At 42.5% G+C, this 18,375-nt stretch carries 19 protein-coding genes and 3 tRNA genes; 13 read left to right on the forward strand and 9 right to left on the reverse strand.

Annotated elements, in window-relative coordinates; translation table 11 throughout:
- The first annotated feature begins 11 nt into the window (after positions 1-11).
- Positions 12-638, forward strand: coding sequence for a DedA family protein (locus tag FTV37_RS06420; RefSeq protein ID WP_078191514.1), 627 nt, complete (start codon positions 12-14; stop codon positions 636-638).
- 19 nt (positions 639-657) lie between these two features.
- Here FTV37_RS06420 and FTV37_RS06425 read toward each other — a convergent pair whose 3' ends face one another.
- The 5 genes from FTV37_RS06425 to FTV37_RS06445 form a co-directional block, all read right to left on the reverse strand.
- Positions 658-1,251: a LysE family translocator gene (locus tag FTV37_RS06425; protein WP_168378830.1), complete on the reverse strand. Its 594-nt coding sequence runs from the start codon at positions 1,249-1,251 to the stop codon at positions 658-660.
- 307 nt (positions 1,252-1,558) lie between these two features.
- On the reverse strand, positions 1,559-1,963 hold the full coding sequence (locus FTV37_RS06430; protein WP_078191516.1) for a hypothetical protein: 405 nt from the start codon (positions 1,961-1,963) through the stop codon (positions 1,559-1,561).
- Positions 1,964-1,976: 13 nt separating this feature from the next.
- Positions 1,977-2,813 carry a ParA family protein gene (locus FTV37_RS06435; RefSeq protein ID WP_180003554.1) on the reverse strand — a complete coding sequence of 279 codons (837 nt, stop codon included), beginning with the start codon at positions 2,811-2,813 and terminating at the stop codon, positions 1,977-1,979.
- A 63-nt stretch (positions 2,814-2,876) separates the two neighbouring features.
- Positions 2,877-3,269 carry a SirB2 family protein gene (locus FTV37_RS06440; RefSeq protein WP_180063312.1) on the reverse strand — a complete coding sequence of 131 codons (393 nt, stop codon included), beginning with the start codon at positions 3,267-3,269 and terminating at the stop codon, positions 2,877-2,879.
- An 8-nt stretch (positions 3,270-3,277) separates the two neighbouring features.
- Entirely contained in the window at positions 3,278-3,589 is a 312-nt protein-coding gene (locus FTV37_RS06445; protein ID WP_078191519.1) for a BolA family transcriptional regulator, read from the reverse strand.
- A 242-nt stretch (positions 3,590-3,831) separates the two neighbouring features.
- Between FTV37_RS06445 and FTV37_RS06450 the strand changes: the two genes are divergently transcribed.
- From FTV37_RS06450 to FTV37_RS06460, 3 genes are all read left to right on the forward strand, one after another.
- Positions 3,832-3,904: transfer RNA gene (locus tag FTV37_RS06450), tRNA-Gly, on the forward strand.
- A 47-nt stretch (positions 3,905-3,951) separates the two neighbouring features.
- Positions 3,952-4,027, forward strand: a tRNA-Gly gene (locus FTV37_RS06455).
- Between the two features lie 46 nt (positions 4,028-4,073).
- A tRNA-Gly gene (locus FTV37_RS06460) sits at positions 4,074-4,149 on the forward strand.
- Positions 4,150-4,287: 138 nt separating this feature from the next.
- Here the strand turns inward: FTV37_RS06460 and FTV37_RS06465 are convergent.
- Positions 4,288-5,988 (reverse strand): NAD-dependent malic enzyme, encoded by a 1,701-nt coding sequence (locus FTV37_RS06465; RefSeq protein ID WP_180063313.1) that lies wholly within the window; start codon positions 5,986-5,988, stop codon positions 4,288-4,290.
- Between the two features lie 400 nt (positions 5,989-6,388).
- Here FTV37_RS06465 and FTV37_RS06470 point away from each other — a divergent pair, with 400 nt between their 5' ends.
- Together FTV37_RS06470 and FTV37_RS06475 are read left to right on the forward strand one after the other, a co-directional pair.
- Positions 6,389-7,600 (forward strand): iron-containing alcohol dehydrogenase, encoded by a 1,212-nt coding sequence (locus FTV37_RS06470; RefSeq protein ID WP_078191526.1) that lies wholly within the window; start codon positions 6,389-6,391, stop codon positions 7,598-7,600.
- A gap of 246 nt (positions 7,601-7,846) precedes the next feature.
- On the forward strand, positions 7,847-8,809 hold the full coding sequence (locus FTV37_RS06475; protein WP_180063314.1) for an alpha/beta hydrolase: 963 nt from the start codon (positions 7,847-7,849) through the stop codon (positions 8,807-8,809).
- A 21-nt stretch (positions 8,810-8,830) separates the two neighbouring features.
- Here FTV37_RS06475 and FTV37_RS06480 read toward each other — a convergent pair whose 3' ends face one another.
- Positions 8,831-10,012, reverse strand: coding sequence for a transcriptional regulator (locus FTV37_RS06480; RefSeq protein ID WP_168378852.1), 1,182 nt, complete (start codon positions 10,010-10,012; stop codon positions 8,831-8,833).
- A 221-nt stretch (positions 10,013-10,233) separates the two neighbouring features.
- On the opposite strand from FTV37_RS06480, the gene FTV37_RS06485 reads away from it, so the two are divergent.
- The gene (locus tag FTV37_RS06485) at positions 10,234-11,745 is read left to right on the forward strand and encodes an aldehyde dehydrogenase family protein (RefSeq protein WP_078194071.1); all 1,512 of its coding nucleotides are present in this window, start codon (positions 10,234-10,236) and stop codon (positions 11,743-11,745) included.
- 160 nt (positions 11,746-11,905) lie between these two features.
- Positions 11,906-12,481: a hypothetical protein gene (locus tag FTV37_RS06490; RefSeq protein ID WP_180063315.1), complete on the forward strand. Its 576-nt coding sequence runs from the start codon at positions 11,906-11,908 to the stop codon at positions 12,479-12,481.
- A 191-nt stretch (positions 12,482-12,672) separates the two neighbouring features.
- Here FTV37_RS06490 and FTV37_RS06495 read toward each other — a convergent pair whose 3' ends face one another.
- Both FTV37_RS06495 and FTV37_RS06500 read right to left on the reverse strand, forming a co-directional pair.
- A complete protein-coding gene (locus tag FTV37_RS06495) occupies positions 12,673-13,278 on the reverse strand; it encodes a 2-hydroxychromene-2-carboxylate isomerase (RefSeq protein ID WP_180063316.1) in 606 nt (201 codons plus the stop codon).
- Between the two features lie 314 nt (positions 13,279-13,592).
- A complete protein-coding gene (locus FTV37_RS06500) occupies positions 13,593-14,336 on the reverse strand; it encodes an SDR family oxidoreductase (protein ID WP_180063317.1) in 744 nt (247 codons plus the stop codon).
- Positions 14,337-14,488: 152 nt separating this feature from the next.
- On the opposite strand from FTV37_RS06500, the gene FTV37_RS06505 reads away from it, so the two are divergent.
- The 5 genes from FTV37_RS06505 (at position 14,489) to thiL (ending at position 18,372) form a co-directional block, all read left to right on the forward strand.
- Positions 14,489-15,067 carry a TetR/AcrR family transcriptional regulator gene (locus tag FTV37_RS06505; protein WP_180026166.1) on the forward strand — a complete coding sequence of 193 codons (579 nt, stop codon included), beginning with the start codon at positions 14,489-14,491 and terminating at the stop codon, positions 15,065-15,067.
- Between the two features lie 309 nt (positions 15,068-15,376).
- On the forward strand, positions 15,377-16,498 hold the full coding sequence (gene ribBA, locus FTV37_RS06510; protein WP_180063318.1) for a bifunctional 3,4-dihydroxy-2-butanone-4-phosphate synthase/GTP cyclohydrolase II: 1,122 nt from the start codon (positions 15,377-15,379) through the stop codon (positions 16,496-16,498).
- A gap of 11 nt (positions 16,499-16,509) precedes the next feature.
- The gene (gene ribE, locus FTV37_RS06515; protein WP_111885509.1) at positions 16,510-16,980 is read left to right on the forward strand and encodes a 6,7-dimethyl-8-ribityllumazine synthase; all 471 of its coding nucleotides are present in this window, start codon (positions 16,510-16,512) and stop codon (positions 16,978-16,980) included.
- Between the two features lie 4 nt (positions 16,981-16,984).
- Entirely contained in the window at positions 16,985-17,434 is a 450-nt protein-coding gene (gene nusB / locus FTV37_RS06520) for a transcription antitermination factor NusB (RefSeq protein ID WP_067765594.1), read from the forward strand.
- Between the two features lie 20 nt (positions 17,435-17,454).
- The gene (gene thiL, locus FTV37_RS06525) at positions 17,455-18,372 is read left to right on the forward strand and encodes a thiamine-phosphate kinase (RefSeq protein WP_180063319.1); all 918 of its coding nucleotides are present in this window, start codon (positions 17,455-17,457) and stop codon (positions 18,370-18,372) included.
- The last annotated feature ends 3 nt before the right edge of the window (positions 18,373-18,375 follow it).

Genomic DNA, 18,375 nt, shown 5'->3' on the forward strand with positions numbered 1-18,375 from the left:
ATATAAGCCCCATGGAACTGATTGATTTTATACTACATGTTGATGACCATTTACTCGAGTTCATTACCAATTATGGCGTATGGATTTATGCAATTCTGTTCCTGATTATTTTTGTTGAAACCGGTTTAGTCGTCATGCCCTTTTTACCGGGTGACAGTCTTCTGTTTGCAGCAGGCGCGCTCGCTGCGTCAACAGGTGCCATGGATCCGTGGGTTTTGGTGATTTTGCTGTTTATCGCGGCAGTCTTGGGCGACACGCTGAACTACCATATTGGTAAATATATTGGCCCACGTGTCTTTGAAATTGAATCACGCTTCATTAACCGTCAACATTTGGTGAATACGCAAAAATTCTTTGAAAAACATGGTGGTAAAACCATTATTTTTGCCCGCTTTATTCCTTTTGCACGAACCTTCGCGCCTTTTGTCGCAGGTGCAGGCAGCATGAACTACAAGTACTTCCTGACTTTTAACATGATTGGTGCGATTTGCTGGGTTGGCTCATTTATCACTTTGGGTTATTTATTTGGCAATATGCCAATCGTGAAAGATAACTTCACCCATCTGATCTTTGGCATCATTATTATTAGTGTTTTACCGGGTGTGATTGGTTTTATTCGAGCAAAATTAAAGAAATAAACCGATGTGGTGAACGCCTTTAAGCAAAAAAGCGCAAAACCACGGGAAACATACATAAAATCAGCATCAGGGCCGACCCTTTATACAGAAGATCGGCCTTAATTTTTTGGGTCTTACCGGCCAAAATCGTCCGTCCAAATGACATCCAAAACAACGCAACCGGCAGCAAAACCACACTAAATACAGCGAAAACCAAAATAAAATTTAATGGGCTAGCCCAAGTTTCAATCGGGAAAATACCTGCAGCAAAAAGCAACGCTTTCGGATTTTTTAACGAGGAAATGAATAATTCACGTGGTTGAATTGAAGGATGTTTTTGATTGTACTGATGTAAATGCGTCGATTTCCACAAATGAAAAGCCAACCATAAAACATAGGCAATACTGAGAAAATGTAGCAAGTGAATTAAATTCGGCCACACTGGAGCACTTAAATGAATAATCAACGCCCATAAATTAATGGCATAGAAATAGCCCAATAATTCTGCAGGAATCAGCATGCACGTCTTTGCAATGCCTTGTTGATGTGCAGAGCTTGCCATTAGTGCATTGCTAGGTCCCGGCGTCATCATCACCGCAATCATTGCCAATACAAAAAGCCAACTCTCAATCATAAATATCCAGACAATGTTTCAAAGCGCACACCTTAGCCGAAATGAATTTAAAAAAACAAGTACGCGCTAGGTCAGTTTTATCCTTGTACAAGTCAATGCACTCACGCTGAATGTTCAAGACCAGAAGAAGGTATTAAAATTTACGAATGATATTTAATTTAATTTTTTCATAGATTTAAATATTTTATTGACTCTAAATAGTGCAGTTTATTTGACTCAAAAAAAATGCCAGTAGACGCCTCGCCTACTGACAAATTTTATTACACTTTTCTCATAGCACAGGCCTGAGCCCCTGCTCATGATCCGTTTATGATTTTGCTGCGGTAGCCGAATTTGCGCGAACGATAATCGGACAACCTTTAAATTTTGCTGCCTGTACAATCGCTTCTTGCTCACCTAAAACACGAGAAAGTTCGGTACGTTTGGTATTTGAAGATTGTCCCATATTGACCGAAATACTCGGACCAATTCCCCAACCTCCACGGCTGCCCCAGCCACCACCGAGGCCAACACCGACACCAACGCCTGTGCGCTTCGGTGTTTCTACACCATTTTGAATATAGTCGTGGATTCGGTTGTATTCGCTTTGCAATTGTTGGCAACTCAAAGACTGATACTGTGTAGGTGAAACATAGCTTGGTTTTGGCGTACTTGCACATGCACCCAATACAACAGCAGTGAAAGCAACTAGACCACATTTAAGTGCATTCATACTTTTCTCGATACTACTTTTGCTCAATTTCATTGAACAATGATTGATAGGCTTGCGTCAATTTATGATCTGCAGCCAAATGGATTAAAGGTTGATTTTTATGATGAGATTCTTTCATCAGCACCGAAGGCGGTAACATGCTGTCCAATACAGGAAGTCCTTCATCTTTGAGTTGTTGTACAACTTCGCGCGGCAACTTCGCCTGTGCCTGAAATTGATTGACCACAATGCCTTCAATTTCCAAATGATCATTATGATCATCCTGCGTTTCTAACACATTTTCGATCAGGGTCTGTAAGGCACGTTTTGAAAACACATCGCAGTCAAATGGAATCAGCACGCGATCTGCCGCAATCAACGCAGATAAGGTAAAAAAGTTAAAGGCCGGCGGTGTATCAATAAATACCCGATCATATTGACCGCTCATCTGCTGCAAAGCATCGCGGAGTTTGTAAATTTTATGCTTAGATTCTAAGGCATGTGCCAACGCGCCTAAATTTGGACTGGCAGGAATCACATCTAAGCGTGGATAAGGTGATGCATGCACATAGCTTTCCAAACCTTTGGCACGACCTTTCAAAATCGAACCGATGGCATTTCCCAACAAACCTTTACTTTGTTGTGTCCCCAAGACTTCTTCAAAATAATTTTCAATATTGGGTTCAAGTGCAGGCTTATCTGCCGAATACGTCGCATCATCCCCCAACAAATATTGACTTGAATTGGCTTGAGGGTCGAGGTCAATCACCAAAGTTTTTAAACCTTGGTGCGCGCTTATCGCCGCTAAATTGACCGTAATACTCGATTTCCCCACACCACCTTTTTGGTTAAATACCACACGCGTACGCATTCAAAACCCTCTAATCTTTGTTTTTCTACTCAAGCCTTGAAATCGGCCATGTGGATAAGCCATTTATCCAAAAACTGGTTTGATTATAACCAATGTAATGATGAAAATAAGTGCAACAGCTGCAATAAATAAGCCCGCACGGCGCTGAACCAATAATACACTGTCATCTTTTTTATACGCTTTAGATAAAGAAGACAGCAGCACCAAAAACAGCACAACTTTGGCATAGAACCATGGCTGCACATCAAAGTTCTTCATAAACAATAAGATAATTCCAGTCACGGCAATTAATGTCATTGAGCCATGTTGCAAAGCAACAAAAAACTTACGACCTGATGGATTCGGTAAATTGCCCTGCGTCCCTTTAAACAACGTAAAAGCACGAATGAAAATGGCAGCACAGCCTAAAGCCACACCACACATATGAATGATTTTAATGATTAATTGCGTTTCCATGGCTCACCTTAAGATGACTTAGGTGCATGCGCACATTCAGGGCTAGTGGTGTCTTGACCTTTCCATTCTTCGGGTAAAAACGCATGAATGGCCAAGGCATGAATTTGCCCCGGACTAAGTAAATCACCGGCTGCGGCATAGACTTTTTGATGACGTTGCACCAAACGCAAACCTGCAAATGCCTCACTCACGATCACTGCTTTAAAATGCGACTCTTTACCTGGGAAATAACCTCCATGACCTGCGGACTCATTCACCACTTCAAGATGTGTAGGCGCTAATGTCTGTAGACGCTCAATTAATTGCTGTTCTAAACTCAAAACGGCTCTCCCAAATTCAAAAAAAGGTTCAACTGGTCTTAGTATAGCCTGTATTTGTTGAAGTTCTTGTGTCGCAAACTTGCTGAAACCATCTGAATTGCATGATTTCATCAAAATGGAAGCCTTCGACCTGCAAAAATCTTCCGAATTTCAAACAAATTGTTTTTATTTTATGCAAACGATGCACAGATTTTCATAAAGTTATTGACCTGAAAAATCCTTAATGTATTATACGTGGCTATGCGGGAATAGCTCAGTTGGTAGAGCATAACCTTGCCAAGGTTGGGGTCGGGAGTTCGAGTCTCCTTTCCCGCTCAAAATTTTTTCATTCGGTTTTTTATTTAAAAAATTGGATAGACTCCGCGGGAATAGCTCAGTTGGTAGAGCATAACCTTGCCAAGGTTGGGGTCGGGAGTTCGAGTCTCCTTTCCCGCTCCAAATTTTTTTCGATTCAGTTTTTTAGTAAAAAAACAGGATAGACTCCGCGGGAATAGCTCAGTTGGTAGAGCATAACCTTGCCAAGGTTGGGGTCGGGAGTTCGAGTCTCCTTTCCCGCTCCAAATTCAAAAAGCCCTCATCGAAAGATGGGGGCTTTTTTATCTATCGCTTACACCAATCAAAATCAATCTATATTTATTCAGTATGTGGAACATGGTTTGAGTCAGGTTCCACAAATATGAATAAAAATTAAAATTGCGTTAATAGGTCACACGGACATAATCACGATATTCAGGTTTCCAGAAATTCGCTTCAATCGCATGTTCGAGCACTTCAACGCTGACATTTGGCGCAACACCATCAGCAATCGCAGCCAACGCGACTTTCAATGCAATTTTCTTCGAAATATCCTGTAAATAATCCAAACTTGGCAATAAATCAGCATTTGGATCTGCCAATTTTGGTGAACAGTCCGCCAATGCCGTACTAGATGCCATCAGCATATTTTCCGTCACACGTTTCGCCCCAGATGCAATCACACCCAGTCCAATCCCCGGGAAAATATAGGAGTTATTGCACTGTGAAATCTGATGAATCTTGCCATGATAATTCACTGGTGCAAATGGACTACCTGTCGCAATCAGGGCCTTACCTTTGGTCCACTCGATAATATCTGCAGGCACCGCTTCGACACGTGATGTCGGGTTAGATAGTGGCAACACAATAGGCTGTTCACAATTTGCAGCCATCGTTTCAATAACCTCTTGGCTAAACAGCCCCGGTTGTCCCGAAACCCCAATCAATACAGTCGGTTTGGCATGTGTAACCACATCCAGGAGTGAGATGACCGAATCTGCATTTGCCCAATGTGCGACGTTATCCGGTGCTTGCGCAAGCTTGCGTTGGAAATCTAAAAGATTCGGCTGATTTTCAGTAATTAAACCAAAGCGGTCGACCATAAACACCCGCGCACGTGCTTGAGCATCGGTTAAACCTTCCGCCACCATTTGCTTGATGATCTGTTCTGCAATCCCGCAACCTGCTGAACCTGCACCTAAGAATGTGACGATTTGATCTTTGAGCTGCTTGCCTGCTGCACGTGATACCGCAATTAAACTTCCGACAGACACCGCTGCTGTTCCTTGAATATCATCATTAAAGCAGCAAATTTTATCGCGATATTTTTCCAATAAAGGCATCGCATTTTTTTGTGCAAAGTCTTCAAATTGAATCAGCGCTTTTGGCCAACGTTGTTGAATGGCTTTAATCACGTCATCGACAAATTGATAATATTCTTCACCGCTGATACGAGGCTGACTCCATCCCATATAAATCGGGTCATTCAACAGCTGTTGGTTATTGGTTCCGACATCTAAAGTAATCGGCAATGTATAAGCTGGACTGATCCCACCACATGCGGTGTACAGCGACAACTTACCAATTGGAATCCCCATCCCGCCAATGCCTTGGTCACCAAGTCCAAGAATACGTTCACCGTCCGTAATCACGATCACTTTCACGTTCTTTTTATTCACGTTATGAATAATTTGGTCAATATGATCACGGTCAGGATATGAAATAAAAATCCCACGATGACGACGGTAAATGTCAGAGAAGCGCTGACAAGCTTCACCCACTGTTGGTGTATAGATGATCGGCATCATCTCACTGAGGTGGTTTTCAATTAAGTGATAGAACAATGTTTCATTGGTGTCTTGAATATTGCGCAGGTAGATATGCTTATTGATATCACTATTAAATGCACAATATTGCTGATAAGAACGCTGACTTTGTTCTTCAATGCTTTCTGTGACGTGTGGAATTAAACCGTGCAAATTAAAGCTCTTACGTTCATCTTCATTAAACGCAGAACCTTTATTTAAAAGTGGGAGTTCTAAAAGTGTATTTCCGGCATAAGGAATATATAAAGGACGTTTCGTTTTCAAATTTTCACTGGGCATTATTTAACTCGTTTAATTAATCTTTTGTTTCGCACTGCAAAAAGCGAAATGCACAAAAGTGACTATCTCGTTATTTGTTATAGCCTATCCTGATTCGAGTGCTTTGGGGCATTTAGTAAATTGATAGTAGTTTTAGTTAGATTTTATAATCTGATAACTCGATCATGCATCCAATCATCGCAACGCCTATTTGGGCTTAAACGTATACGACTTTTAGCGAATCTCAGAAAATAGCAAAAATAATTAATGATTAAATTTCAATCAATTAAATAAGTTCAATACAAAGCCCTAAATTTGGTAGGTCTTTGGTAGGTGTGAATTTAAAACATCCCTCGCAATACTCAGTTTAGGTGAGTATCACCCATAACAAATGACAATGAATGGTAGAAGGAATCGCACCATGGCTTTTAAAAATATTGCAGATCAAACAAACGGTTTTTACATCCCTTGTGTTTCACTTTTTGGCCCTGGCTGTGCTAAAGAAATTGGTGCAAAGGCACAAAATCTTGGCGCAAAAAAAGCGCTTATCGTGACCGATGCCGGTCTTTACAAATTTGGTGTGGCAGACACCATTGCCGCATATTTAACTGAAGCTGGCGTAGAAAGTCACATCTTCCCGGGCGCAGAACCCAACCCAACTGACACCAACGTGCATAGCGGTGTAGATGCCTATAATGACAATGGCTGTGATTTTATTGTCTCTCTCGGTGGCGGCTCTTCTCATGACTGTGCCAAAGGCATTGGCTTAGTCACTGCGGGTGGTGGTCATATTCGTGACTATGAAGGCATCGATAAAAGTACAGTCCCAATGACTCCACTCATTGCGATTAATACCACCGCAGGTACGGCATCAGAAATGACCCGTTTCTGTATCATTACCAATACTGACACCCACGTTAAAATGGCGATTGTCGATTGGCGTTGTACCCCTCTTATCGCCATTGATGACCCGAAGCTGATGATTGCGAAACCTGCGGCGCTCACTGCAGCAACCGGTATGGATGCATTAACGCATGCGGTCGAAGCTTATGTGTCTACAGCAGCCAATCCCATTACCGATGCTTGTGCTGAAAAGGCCATTGCAATGATCAGTGAATGGCTCAGCCCTGCCGTAGCCAATGGCGAAAACCTAGAAGCACGTGATGCGATGAGCTATGCACAGTACTTAGCAGGAATGGCATTTAACAATGCATCTTTAGGTTATGTCCACGCGATGGCCCACCAACTCGGCGGCTTCTACAACTTGCCACATGGCGTATGTAATGCCGTGCTGTTACCACACGTTTGCGAATTTAACCTGATCGCCTGCCCTGACCGCTATGCACGTATCGCACAGCTCATGGGTGTGCCAACCGACGGTTTAACGGTGACTGAAGCGGCTTATGCAGCGATTGCAGCAATCCGTGAACTGTCTGCTTCGATTGGCATTCCATCAAGCCTTTCTGAACTCGGTGTGAAAGAACAAGACCTCAGCATCATGTCTGAAAATGCGCAAAAAGATGCCTGCATGCTAACTAATCCACGTAAAGCGAATCATGCTCAAGTGGTTGATATTTTCAAGGCAGCGCTTAAAGCCAATGCTTCTGTCGTCGACTTCAAAGCGGCCGTTTAAGTTAAGCCCTCAAAGGTCTTCATGTTTAAGTGACCTAAGTGCCTACATTATCCTTTGAGTCTGGTGATGTAGGCTCAACTGAATCCATTTCACCTTTTATTTCAGGAAAGCGACTATAGATTGGTCGCTTTCATACTGAGGTCACTCTTTTTTAGTCCGCATAACAGCATCGATTATTCATTTGACAAAAGCTTATGGCTCATCAAGGATAAAGCATAATGTCCAATAATATTGATGAGTATAATAATGAGCCATTCACCAATTCAGTATCAGCCTGACATTTTGGGCGCAGGCTATGAACAAGCCACGCTGACCTTCCCGGATGATTATGAAGGCCCTGTGGTTGCCACACTGGTTCGCAAAAAAGCAGCGGCCCCCACCTCCAAAGCGGTGCTCTATATCCATGGCTTTATCGATTATTTTTTCCAAACCGAAATGGCGGAACGCTTTAATCAGCACGGTTTCGACTTTTATGCCTTGGATTTAAGAAAATATGGACGATCAATTCTACCGCATCAAAAATATTATAATGTGCACAACCTCTGCGAATACGATGCCGAAATTGACCAGGCCCTTGAGATTATCTCCGCTGAAGGTCACGATGCCTTACTGCTCTGCGGTCATTCCACAGGTGGCCTCACCACGACCTTATATGCAGCCCATCATCCCAATCATCCTCTAATTAAAGCCTTGTGGTGTAACAGCCCATTTTATGATTTCAACATGAATCCGGTGAAACGCGCACTGGGTATTCCACAGCTCAGTAGACTGGCAAAGACTTTTCCAAATTTAAAATTCCCAAGTGAGCTGAATAAATGGTATACGGCGAGCCTACATCAAGATTTAAAAGGTGAGTGGGACTTTAATTTAGACTGGAAAAAGACCCGCTATCCAATGGTGTATTTAAGTTTCGTGCGGACAATTTATGAGGCTCAAAAAGAGATTCATCGAGGTGTCAGCCTAGATGTACCGGTCTTGGTCATGCACTCGCATCAAACACAAAATCCAAAACGATGGGGTAAAGCAGCACAGACCAGTGATGTGATTTTAGGTGTAAAAGACATCCAAAAATATGCCAAGAAAATTCAAGGCGATGTCACCATTCAAAGCATACACAATGGCTTGCATGATTTAGTGCTTTCGGAAAAAAACGCGCGCGAACAAGTCTATACCCAGCTCTTTGAATGGCTGGCCAATAAAGGTTTTTAACAGCCCGAATGACATTGCAACTTACTGTTTTAATTTCAACAAGGTCTGATGTACGGGATGCGATCTCGGCATCAGCTCGATCAGACGTTCAACCGCATCAATAGCTTCAGGAAAACGCGCGACATGCTTGAGCAGAACATCTGTTTCTTTAGCATTAAAAATCGCTTGGCTTAATCGTGACTCAAGACAATCACGCCATGCCCCTAAAAATGGGCTTTCGGTTTTGGCCAAGAAAACCCCTGAACACAGTTTTAATGCAGAATCGAGATAACCTGCATCTAAAGCTTGCTCGGCTTGTAAAAAGTCGGCTTCGACTTGCGCCAATAAGCGATAGGGTCTTGAGCCTAACATGCCACCCAAAATATCGCGTAGCTGCGACATTTCCGCTTTTAAAGTCCCAACACTCACCTTACGTTCACCATATAAGGCTTGATGCAAAGTATCTAAGGTCATGCCTTGCGGACATAGCGCCAAGATGGTCAAAATTTCTATTTGCCGCGGGGTCAGCACCATCACTTTGCCATTAAATAACACTTGCGGCACAGCAAAGGCCCGAATATACAAATGCTGTTTTTGAAAATCGAGTAAAGCCGATTGAATAATCGAAGCGCAGCGTTCAGCCGCAAGTAGCCCTAAACTATTGTGGTTTTTCCACACGGTGGATAAATCAACCACGCCCAAAATTTGCTGCGTATGTGGATCGATAATCGGTGCTGCATAGCAGACCCATTCATGTACTGATGGCATGTAATGTTCATTTGAAAACACACAACTCGACTGTTGGGTTTTTAAAGACAACGCTAATGCATTGGTGCCGACCAATTCTTCGCGCCATTGCCCACCTGCAATAAAATGTACACTTTCCGCAGCACTTTGCATTTGCCGACTCGACGCACTCCAAATAATCGTGCTACCTACATCACCCACGGCAAGTACCATCGATGACTGTTCGGCAATGTGTTTTAAATCTTCGGCACAATGTTGCAACGCGTGATGCAATGCCGACTGCTGTTGACTCTGAGGACTTAAATTCACCAAAGGCGCAGCACTCCGGTTTTCCGGAATTTCCGCCTGCGCCGATCGCTGCCAAGAACTCACAATGCTCTCATTCAATTGCGAGCTTTGCTGCTTTGACAGACTCATGCCCTGCCTTAACCGTTCGACATTCTGTCGTTTTTCAGATAAATCCTTCGGTATCATCATTCATTATTCTCACAACAATTCATGACTAAAAATCCGTTTCCCGGCTTTTGTTTTTAAGACTGAAAAAAAATATTGTAAACCTTCTTGTCTCCAACCTTTTTCCAACCTTATACAGGCTATGCTAATCAAATAATGTACAAAAGTACCTTATACCAAAGCTGTAGATTGCCACAGATAGGCAGCCCAACAAGATCATAATAAACAAGCAAAGGAAAATTCATATGCGTTATGTCGATCCTAATCAACCCGGTTCAAAAGTTCAGTTTAAAGCTCAGTATGAAAACCTGATTGGTGGCCAATGGGTCGCGCCAGTGAAAGGTGAATACTTTGAAAATATCTCCCCTGTAGACGGTAAAGTTTTTACCAAAGTGCCACGTTCTTCTGCTGAAGATATTGAATTGGCTTTGGATGCAGCGCATAAAGCCAAAGCCCAATGGAACGCCTCTTCCCCAACCACACGCTCAAATATTTTATTAAAAATTGCCGATCGACTTGAAGAAAACCTAGAGCTCCTTGCAGTTGCAGAAACATGGGACAACGGTAAACCGATTCGTGAAACCTTAGCCGCTGATATTCCACTGTGTATCGATCACTTCCGTTATTTTGCCGGCTGTATCCGTGCGCAAGAAGGTGGCATTTCTGAAATTGATGAAAATACTATTGCTTACCATTTCCATGAGCCACTTGGTGTGGTCGGGCAAATTATTCCGTGGAACTTCCCAATTTTGATGGCGGCGTGGAAACTTGCTCCAGCATTGGCTGCGGGAAACTGCATCGTGTTGAAACCTGCGGAGCAAACGCCTGTCAGCATCTTGGTCTTGGCTGAACTCATTCAAGACCTGCTCCCACCGGGCGTGCTGAATATTGTGAATGGTTATGGTGTTGAAGTCGGTCGTCCATTGGCGACCAATCCACGCATCTCAAAAATTGCCTTCACCGGTTCAACCGCTGTGGGACAAATGATCATGCAATATGCCACTGAAAATATCATTCCTGTGACATTGGAACTCGGTGGTAAATCACCGAACATTTTCTTTGAAGACATCATGGACAAAGACGATGAATTCTTAGATAAAACGCTCGAAGGTTTTGCCATGTTTGCGCTGAACCAAGGTGAAATCTGTACCTGTCCTTCACGTGCATTGGTACAAGAAAGCATTGCTGATCGATTCTTGGAAATGGCAGTAGAACGTGTGAAACGTATTAAGACGGGTCATCCACTCGATACCGATACCATGATTGGTGCACAGGCATCGCAAGAGCAGCAAGACAAAATCTTGGGCTGTATCGCGACAGGTAAAAATGAAGGTGCACAGCTCATTACTGGTGGTGATCCACGCAATGAAGTCGGTACAGGTTTCTATATTGAACCAACCATTTTCAAAGGCACCAATGACATGAAGATTTTCCAAGAAGAAATCTTCGGCCCTGTGCTTTCAGTAGCAACCTTTAAAGACTTTGATGATGCCATTAAAATTGCCAATGACACGATTTATGGTCTAGGTGCAGGGGTTTGGTCGCGTTCAGCACATACTTCATATCGTGCGGGTCGTGCTATTCAGGCAGGTCGTGTATGGACCAACTGTTATCACATCTACCCTGCACACGCTGCATTCGGCGGCTACAAAAAATCAGGGATCGGCCGTGAAAACCACAAAATGATGCTTGATCATTATCAACAAACCAAAAACCTCTTGGTGAGCTATGACACCAAGCCAATGGGCTTCTTCTAAGCAGCATTGAACAATACATAAGATAAAAAAGCGAACTTCGGTTCGCTTTTTTTGTTAGAAGCCTCTTCAAAGAATTCATTAAAATTTCTTTTAAAAAGCTGCAAATTTTCTTATGCTTGCTAAACAAATAACTTTATTAATTAAAAACATTTAAATAGCTATGAAATATTGTGTCTCCTGTGGAGAAAAAGCATTAGTACAACATCACTTTTGTAGTGCCTGTGGTCATTCATTTGGTGATCAAGTGTCAGAAAAACCTAAGCAAGCACGTTATCCAGCATTTGTGCCCAACCAAGATGATATTTCGACCTATGAACATCATCTCAAATACTTAAACAAATTAAGCTCTTTCCAAAGCAAAGTATTCTATCTTTTCTTCTTTGGTGCTTTCGCGGTCATGTTTTTTACTTTCACAAGTGTATTTTCAGGTTGGACGTCTGTTTCCAAAGCATTTGAATCCATATGGCTATTTCCTTTTTGTATCATGAGTTGTATTGCCATAAAATTTACAAGTTTGGACTATTGGCTTGCTAAACAAATTTATGGTCGAGATTATCGTTATAAAGACAATGGATTAAGACTCGTTTACCAAGAGCTACCAAGCGCTAAAAATCATAAAGATGAATTTATCTGTATCTTTTGCGGCAATAAACGATTCTTTCGTAAAGGTATTTATGCAAGCGATTCATGCACCGTAAATTGCACCAAATGTCAGCATTATTTATATACGGAATAAAGCTTAAGTTTTTTAAGTTAGTACGCCAAAAATAAGACTCAATACAAATGAAAGCTGAGTAAAAGTAGATGTAAGTAAGACAATCAGCCATGATCCATTCTATAATTTTACTTACATCTACAATGACTTCTGCATTCCCGTCCTAAAACTGGTGCTTATATTCAGTAGCATTCACTCAAGTATTCGTCCAATTAGGCTGATCGTGATGAAGCCTGTAAAGCCGCCTCAACAAAATGTAAATGATCAACACCCCAATATAACTCATCATCGACAAACCAACTTGGCGCCCCAAACACACCACGTGCAATGGCTTCTTCGGTCACCACTTTAAGCTCAGACTTTACTTTTTCATCTTCAAGCCATGATTTAACCTGCGCTACCTCCAATCCAAGCTCCTGCATCAATTGAATTAATTCATTGAGATCATTTAAATTGCGTGGCTGACCAAACATTGCGTTAAAAATACCCGTCAGTACATTGAGAAATACTTCAGGCTGAAATAATTGGACTGCGGTTATCAAACGCATCAACTGCAAAGTATTGATCGGAAAATACGGATTCATCTGTACGGGTATCTGCCATAACTTTCCCCAACGTTGAAGATCAATCATGGAATAACGTGCCTTCGCAGGTACCGCCATCGGGCTACTATTGCCTGTAGCTTTAAACACTCCACCAAGAAGCATCGGCTTCCAGATCAGCTCGGCTTGATACTGCTGTGCAATCTGTTGAATGCGATGAAAACCGATATAACTATATGGGCTGCCGACATCAAAATAAAATTCAATGACTTTCATGTTTTTCGTCCTTTTTTTGCTTATTTTCCTAACTGATGTTACGCACGTAAAAGTAACATCGTATTTTTTAAATGATTTTTAAGCCGATTTGACGGAGTCTTACATCCAGGGTTTAAATAAAGGGATTAGCCTTCGGCTGGAGGTACTTTTGTTTCGGCAAAAGTACCCAAAACCATTGTCATCCGCAAAACTCGTTCACTAGCGTCTAATTATTCAAAGTATCGCAAAAACATTTTTGAATAGATGTAGTCCTGTCTCAAACACTTGCGGATGACCTTACCGCGTATCGTTCTTTCATTTGAATCAAATTACGCTTACCAGCGTTCCATCCACGGTCGCAGATCTAATTCATGCGTCCATGCATCTCGTGGTTGCTGTGAGAGATGCCAATAATTTTCTGCAATATGTACGGGATTTAAAATACCATCTTGCGCTTTTTTTGCGTACAAATCGGGAAAAGTCTCTTTAATAAAGTCGGTATCAATCGCCCCATCAACCACCACATGCGCCACATGAATATTTCTTGGCCCTAGTTCCCGTGCCATACTTTGTGCCAAGGCACGAAGCGCATGTTTTGCGCCAGCAAAAGCGGCAAAGCCAGCCGCACCGCGCACACCTGCTGTTGCGCCAGTAAAAATAATCGTGCCTCGTTCACGTGTCACCATGCGTTTTGCCACTTCCCGACCAGTTAAAAAAGCCGAGAAACATGCCATCTCCCATATTTTGAAATATTTACGTGCGGTTTCGTCCAAAATACTACAAGGGACGTTGGCACCGATATTAAAGACCATGACCTCAATCGGGCCAATGTTTGATTCGATATGCTCGATGAGTTCAATCACTTGCTCTTCTTTTCGAGCATCAGAACCAAAGCCAAAAGCAGTCCCTCCCTGTGCTTGAATTTCAGCAATTAAAGGCTTTAATTTGTCTGCATTTCGTCGTGTCATACAAGCAATATAACCCTCCCGGGCAAAACGTTTGGCTATTTCACCACCAGTTGCATCACCTGCACCAATCACTAAAGCGACTTTTGACGAAGTCCGATTGAGTTGTTGCATAGTCTCACTCCATTGCTGTTTTATTTTTATTCCATGCTCATTTTATTTAAGCGTCGGTTTTAAACCACACATTATTAAATAACGATCGCTACTATAACGAATACTATGTTATGGTTAATTTATCGTCAATCTTATTTTCAAGGGTGTTGCAGATGCGCTACAAACCCGAATACAAACAAAAAAAACGCCAAGAACTTTTAACCATCAGCGGACAAATTGCGAAAAAAGACGGCTTTGCCGCAACAGGTGTGGATGGTTTCATGAAAGCCGCCGGCGTCACCAGTGGCGCCTTTTACTCACATTTTTCGTCTAAACAAGAGCTACTTAAAGCCTTAATTGAACATGAGTTACAACACAGTTTTGATATGTGGCAAAACAATCCACATGATAATGCGCAAGATTGGATTGAATTTGAGCTTGACCGCTATTTAACCCCTGCACATGTTCAGCATCCCGAGCAAGGTTGTTCACTCCCCACGCTTGCGAGTGAAATAGCGCGTGCAGATCAGGACACCAAGTTGGTATATGAAACTGAATTACTGCGTGGTCACGCTTTATTTAGTCAGCATCTCGGTAGCGAAGAACTCGCTTGGGCCATGATCTGCCAACTTGCCGGTGCCATTTTAATTGCGCGTGCAGCCGCAGATCCACATTTGCAAAAAACTATTTTAAACGCCAATAAGATGATGATTCGGCAATATTTAGAGAGCCATGTGGCTGCATCAACGTGATTGATTTTTATGTGACAGTTCATGGAGTTAAAGACCGACAGTTTTCCGACAAACTGTTCATCTCTTTCATTTGAATTATTTAAAATCTGTATAAGCTTACCCATTTTTATGCTTTTCAATCGCTTAAAGATTGGGCATAAATGGCACAATTCAAATAAAGTCCTCTTTTCAAGGTTCTGAGGACTGTGTATAACAATGAGCCATTAAAGGAAAATGATAAGCATAGGCAAAGAACGCAAAAAAACGTTAGACTATGCAACAATCAATGCAAGTAAATGTCATTCGAGACAAACAAAAAGGTGAAGATTGATGCCGCTCAATACTGTTGAAGAGCTCGTAGCTGATATTCGTGCAGGAAAAATGGTCATCCTGATGGATGATGAAGATCGTGAAAATGAAGGCGACCTTGTCATCGCTGCGACCCACGTACGCCCTGAAGATATCAACTTCATGATTACGCATGCGCGTGGTCTTGTATGCTTAACGCTCAGCAAAGAGCGTTGCCAACAGTTAAATCTACCACTCATGGTAGATGCCAATGGTGCGCAGCACGGTACCAACTTTACCTTGTCTATTGAAGCAGCAAATGGCATTTCAACAGGCATCTCTCCTGCAGAACGTGCGCACACCATTCAAACAGCGGTAGCTGCACATGCTAAACCAGCTGACATCGTACAGCCAGGCCATATTTTCCCGCTGATGGCGCAGCCTGGTGGCGTCCTTCACCGTGCAGGCCACACTGAAGCCGGTTGTGATTTATCGCGTTTAGCAGGTCTTGAACCCGCATCTGTGATTTGTGAAATCATCAATGAAGATGGCACTATGGCACGTCGCCCTGATCTTGAAGTATTTGCTGAAAAGCATGGCTTAAAAATGGGCACGATTGCGGACTTAATTCACTACCGCATGACCAATGAGCAAACTGTTGAACGCATTGATCAACAAACTTTAGATACAGAATACGGTCAATTTGAATTGTTCCGTTACCGTGAAATTGGTAACCCAGACATTCATTTGGCACTGGTTAAAGGCGAACCGAAACAAGGCATAACCACAGTCCGTGTACATGGTTTCAGCCCGGTTCGTGACTTATTAAAACTCAATAAACAAGATGGCGCTCCGGCGTGGAATCTCGATAAAGCACTCAAAGAAATCGCATCCAGCGATCGTGGTGTTTTAGTATGGATTGGTCAGCGTCATTTACAGGACTTAGGCCCTGCTTTAGAAAATTTAACTGCACCGAAAAATGTTAAATCCAATGCGGCACTGTCTCAGCAGTATCAAACCATTGGTGTCGGCGCACAAATTTTACGTGATTTAGGCGTGGAAAAAATGAAGCTTCTTAGCTCGCCATTACGCTTTAATGCATTATCAGGTTTTAACTTAGAAGTGGTGGAATACATCACCGCAAATCAAACATCAGAGAAATAATCGAGGTTGCTATGGCAGTTCGCCGTATTGAAGGTATGTTACATCTCGCGAACGAAGACCGTTATGCGATTTTAGTTGGTCGTTTTAATAGCTTTGTTGTTGAACATTTGCTAGAAGGTGCCGTTGATACATTGAAACGTCATGGCGTATCAGAGGATAATATCACTATTGTTCATGCACCGGGTGCTTGGGAACTTCCAGTGGTTGCAAAGAAACTTGCAGCTTCAGATCGTTTCGATGCCATCATCGCGCTTGGCGCAGTGATTCGTGGTAGCACGCCTCACTTCGATTTTGTTGCTGGCGAATGTGCCAAAGGTTTAGGCGTTGTTGGTCTAGATACTGGCTTACCAGTAATTAATGGTGTATTGACTACGGATAGTATTGAACAAGCGATTGAACGCTCAGGTACAAAAGCAGGCAATAAAGGTAGTGAAGCTGCCTTAACTGCTATTGAAATGGTTAACTTGTTAAAGGCTATTTAACGCTATGTCGCAAACACTTCAAGCAACTTATGCAGCAAAACGTAAAGCACGTCGCTTTGCTGTACAAGGAATTTATGAATGGCAAATGAGCCGCAATCCTGTGCATGAGATTGAAGCACGTACGCGTGTGGAAAATGCCATGCACAAGGTAGATCTCGGCTATTACCACGAGTTATTGACCGAGGTTGTTGCCAATCATGAAGCATTGGATGCGCTTTTAATCCCTGTACTCGATCGCGAAGTTGAAGCCTTAGATGGCGTTGAACTTGCAACACTTCGTCTTGGTGCATATGAACTCAAAGAACATCTTGAGATTCCATATCGCGTCGTGTTAGATGAAGCGATCGAGTTAGCTAAACATTTTGGCGGTGCAGACAGCCATAAATACATCAATGGTGTATTGGATCGTTTAGCGACTACATTGCGTGCAGCAGAAAAACAACAAGCTAATTAATTTTTTAAGTAGTACGTTGTATGGCTGAGTTCTCGATCATTGATACCTATTTTAATCGTCAGAATATTAATTCTGTCGATTTAGGGGTCGGTGATGACTCAGCCTTGCTCACCCCTCCTCCACAGCAACAATTGGTCATCTGTGCTGATACACTGGTTGCTGGACGTCACTTCCCTCTCGACACAAAACCACATGCCATCGGCTGGAAATCTGTTGCTGTCAACCTCTCTGACATTGCTGCAATGGGTGCCAAACCACACAGTATTTTATTGGCATTGAGCCTACCCCAAATTGATCATGACTGGCTCAAAGGCTTTAGTCAGGGTTTATATGATTGTTGCGATCAATTTGGTGTGAGTTTAATCGGTGGTGATACCACACAAAGTCCACATTTAACGATTTCAGTCACAGCCCTCGGCTGGGTAGAATCAGGACAGGCTGTCCCACGTTCAGGCGCCAAAATTGGTGATTATATCTGCGTCAGCGGACAAGTCGGTGATGCTGCATTTGGCTTAAAACATTTGGGCCACCAATTACAAAAGCGCTTGGACTATCCAATGCCACGTTGCTTACTGGGCCAACAGCTAAAAGGCTTAGCCAACAGTATGATTGATGTCTCTGATGGGCTCGCACAAGATTTAGGACATATCCTCGCTGCTTCACACGTCGGTGCAGAAATTGAATTAGATCAACTTCCTATCGATCACGATGTAAAACAATTACAACAAGAAAAGCAGTGGCAATACGCCCTCGCGGGTGGAGATGACTATGAGTTATGCTTTACAATAAGTCCGCAGAATTATAAAAAGCTTCTGCAACTAGAATTAGATGTAAACATTAGTAAAATCGGTCAAATCACCCCAAATTTGGGAATCCGTTATAACAATCACGGTGTTGACCAAGTCATAAAATTTAAGGGATACCAGCATTTTGCATAAGCC

It is taken from the genome of Acinetobacter sp. YH16042, from assembly GCF_013417245.1.
GTDB classification, from domain to species: Bacteria; Pseudomonadota; Gammaproteobacteria; order Pseudomonadales; family Moraxellaceae; genus Acinetobacter; species Acinetobacter amyesii.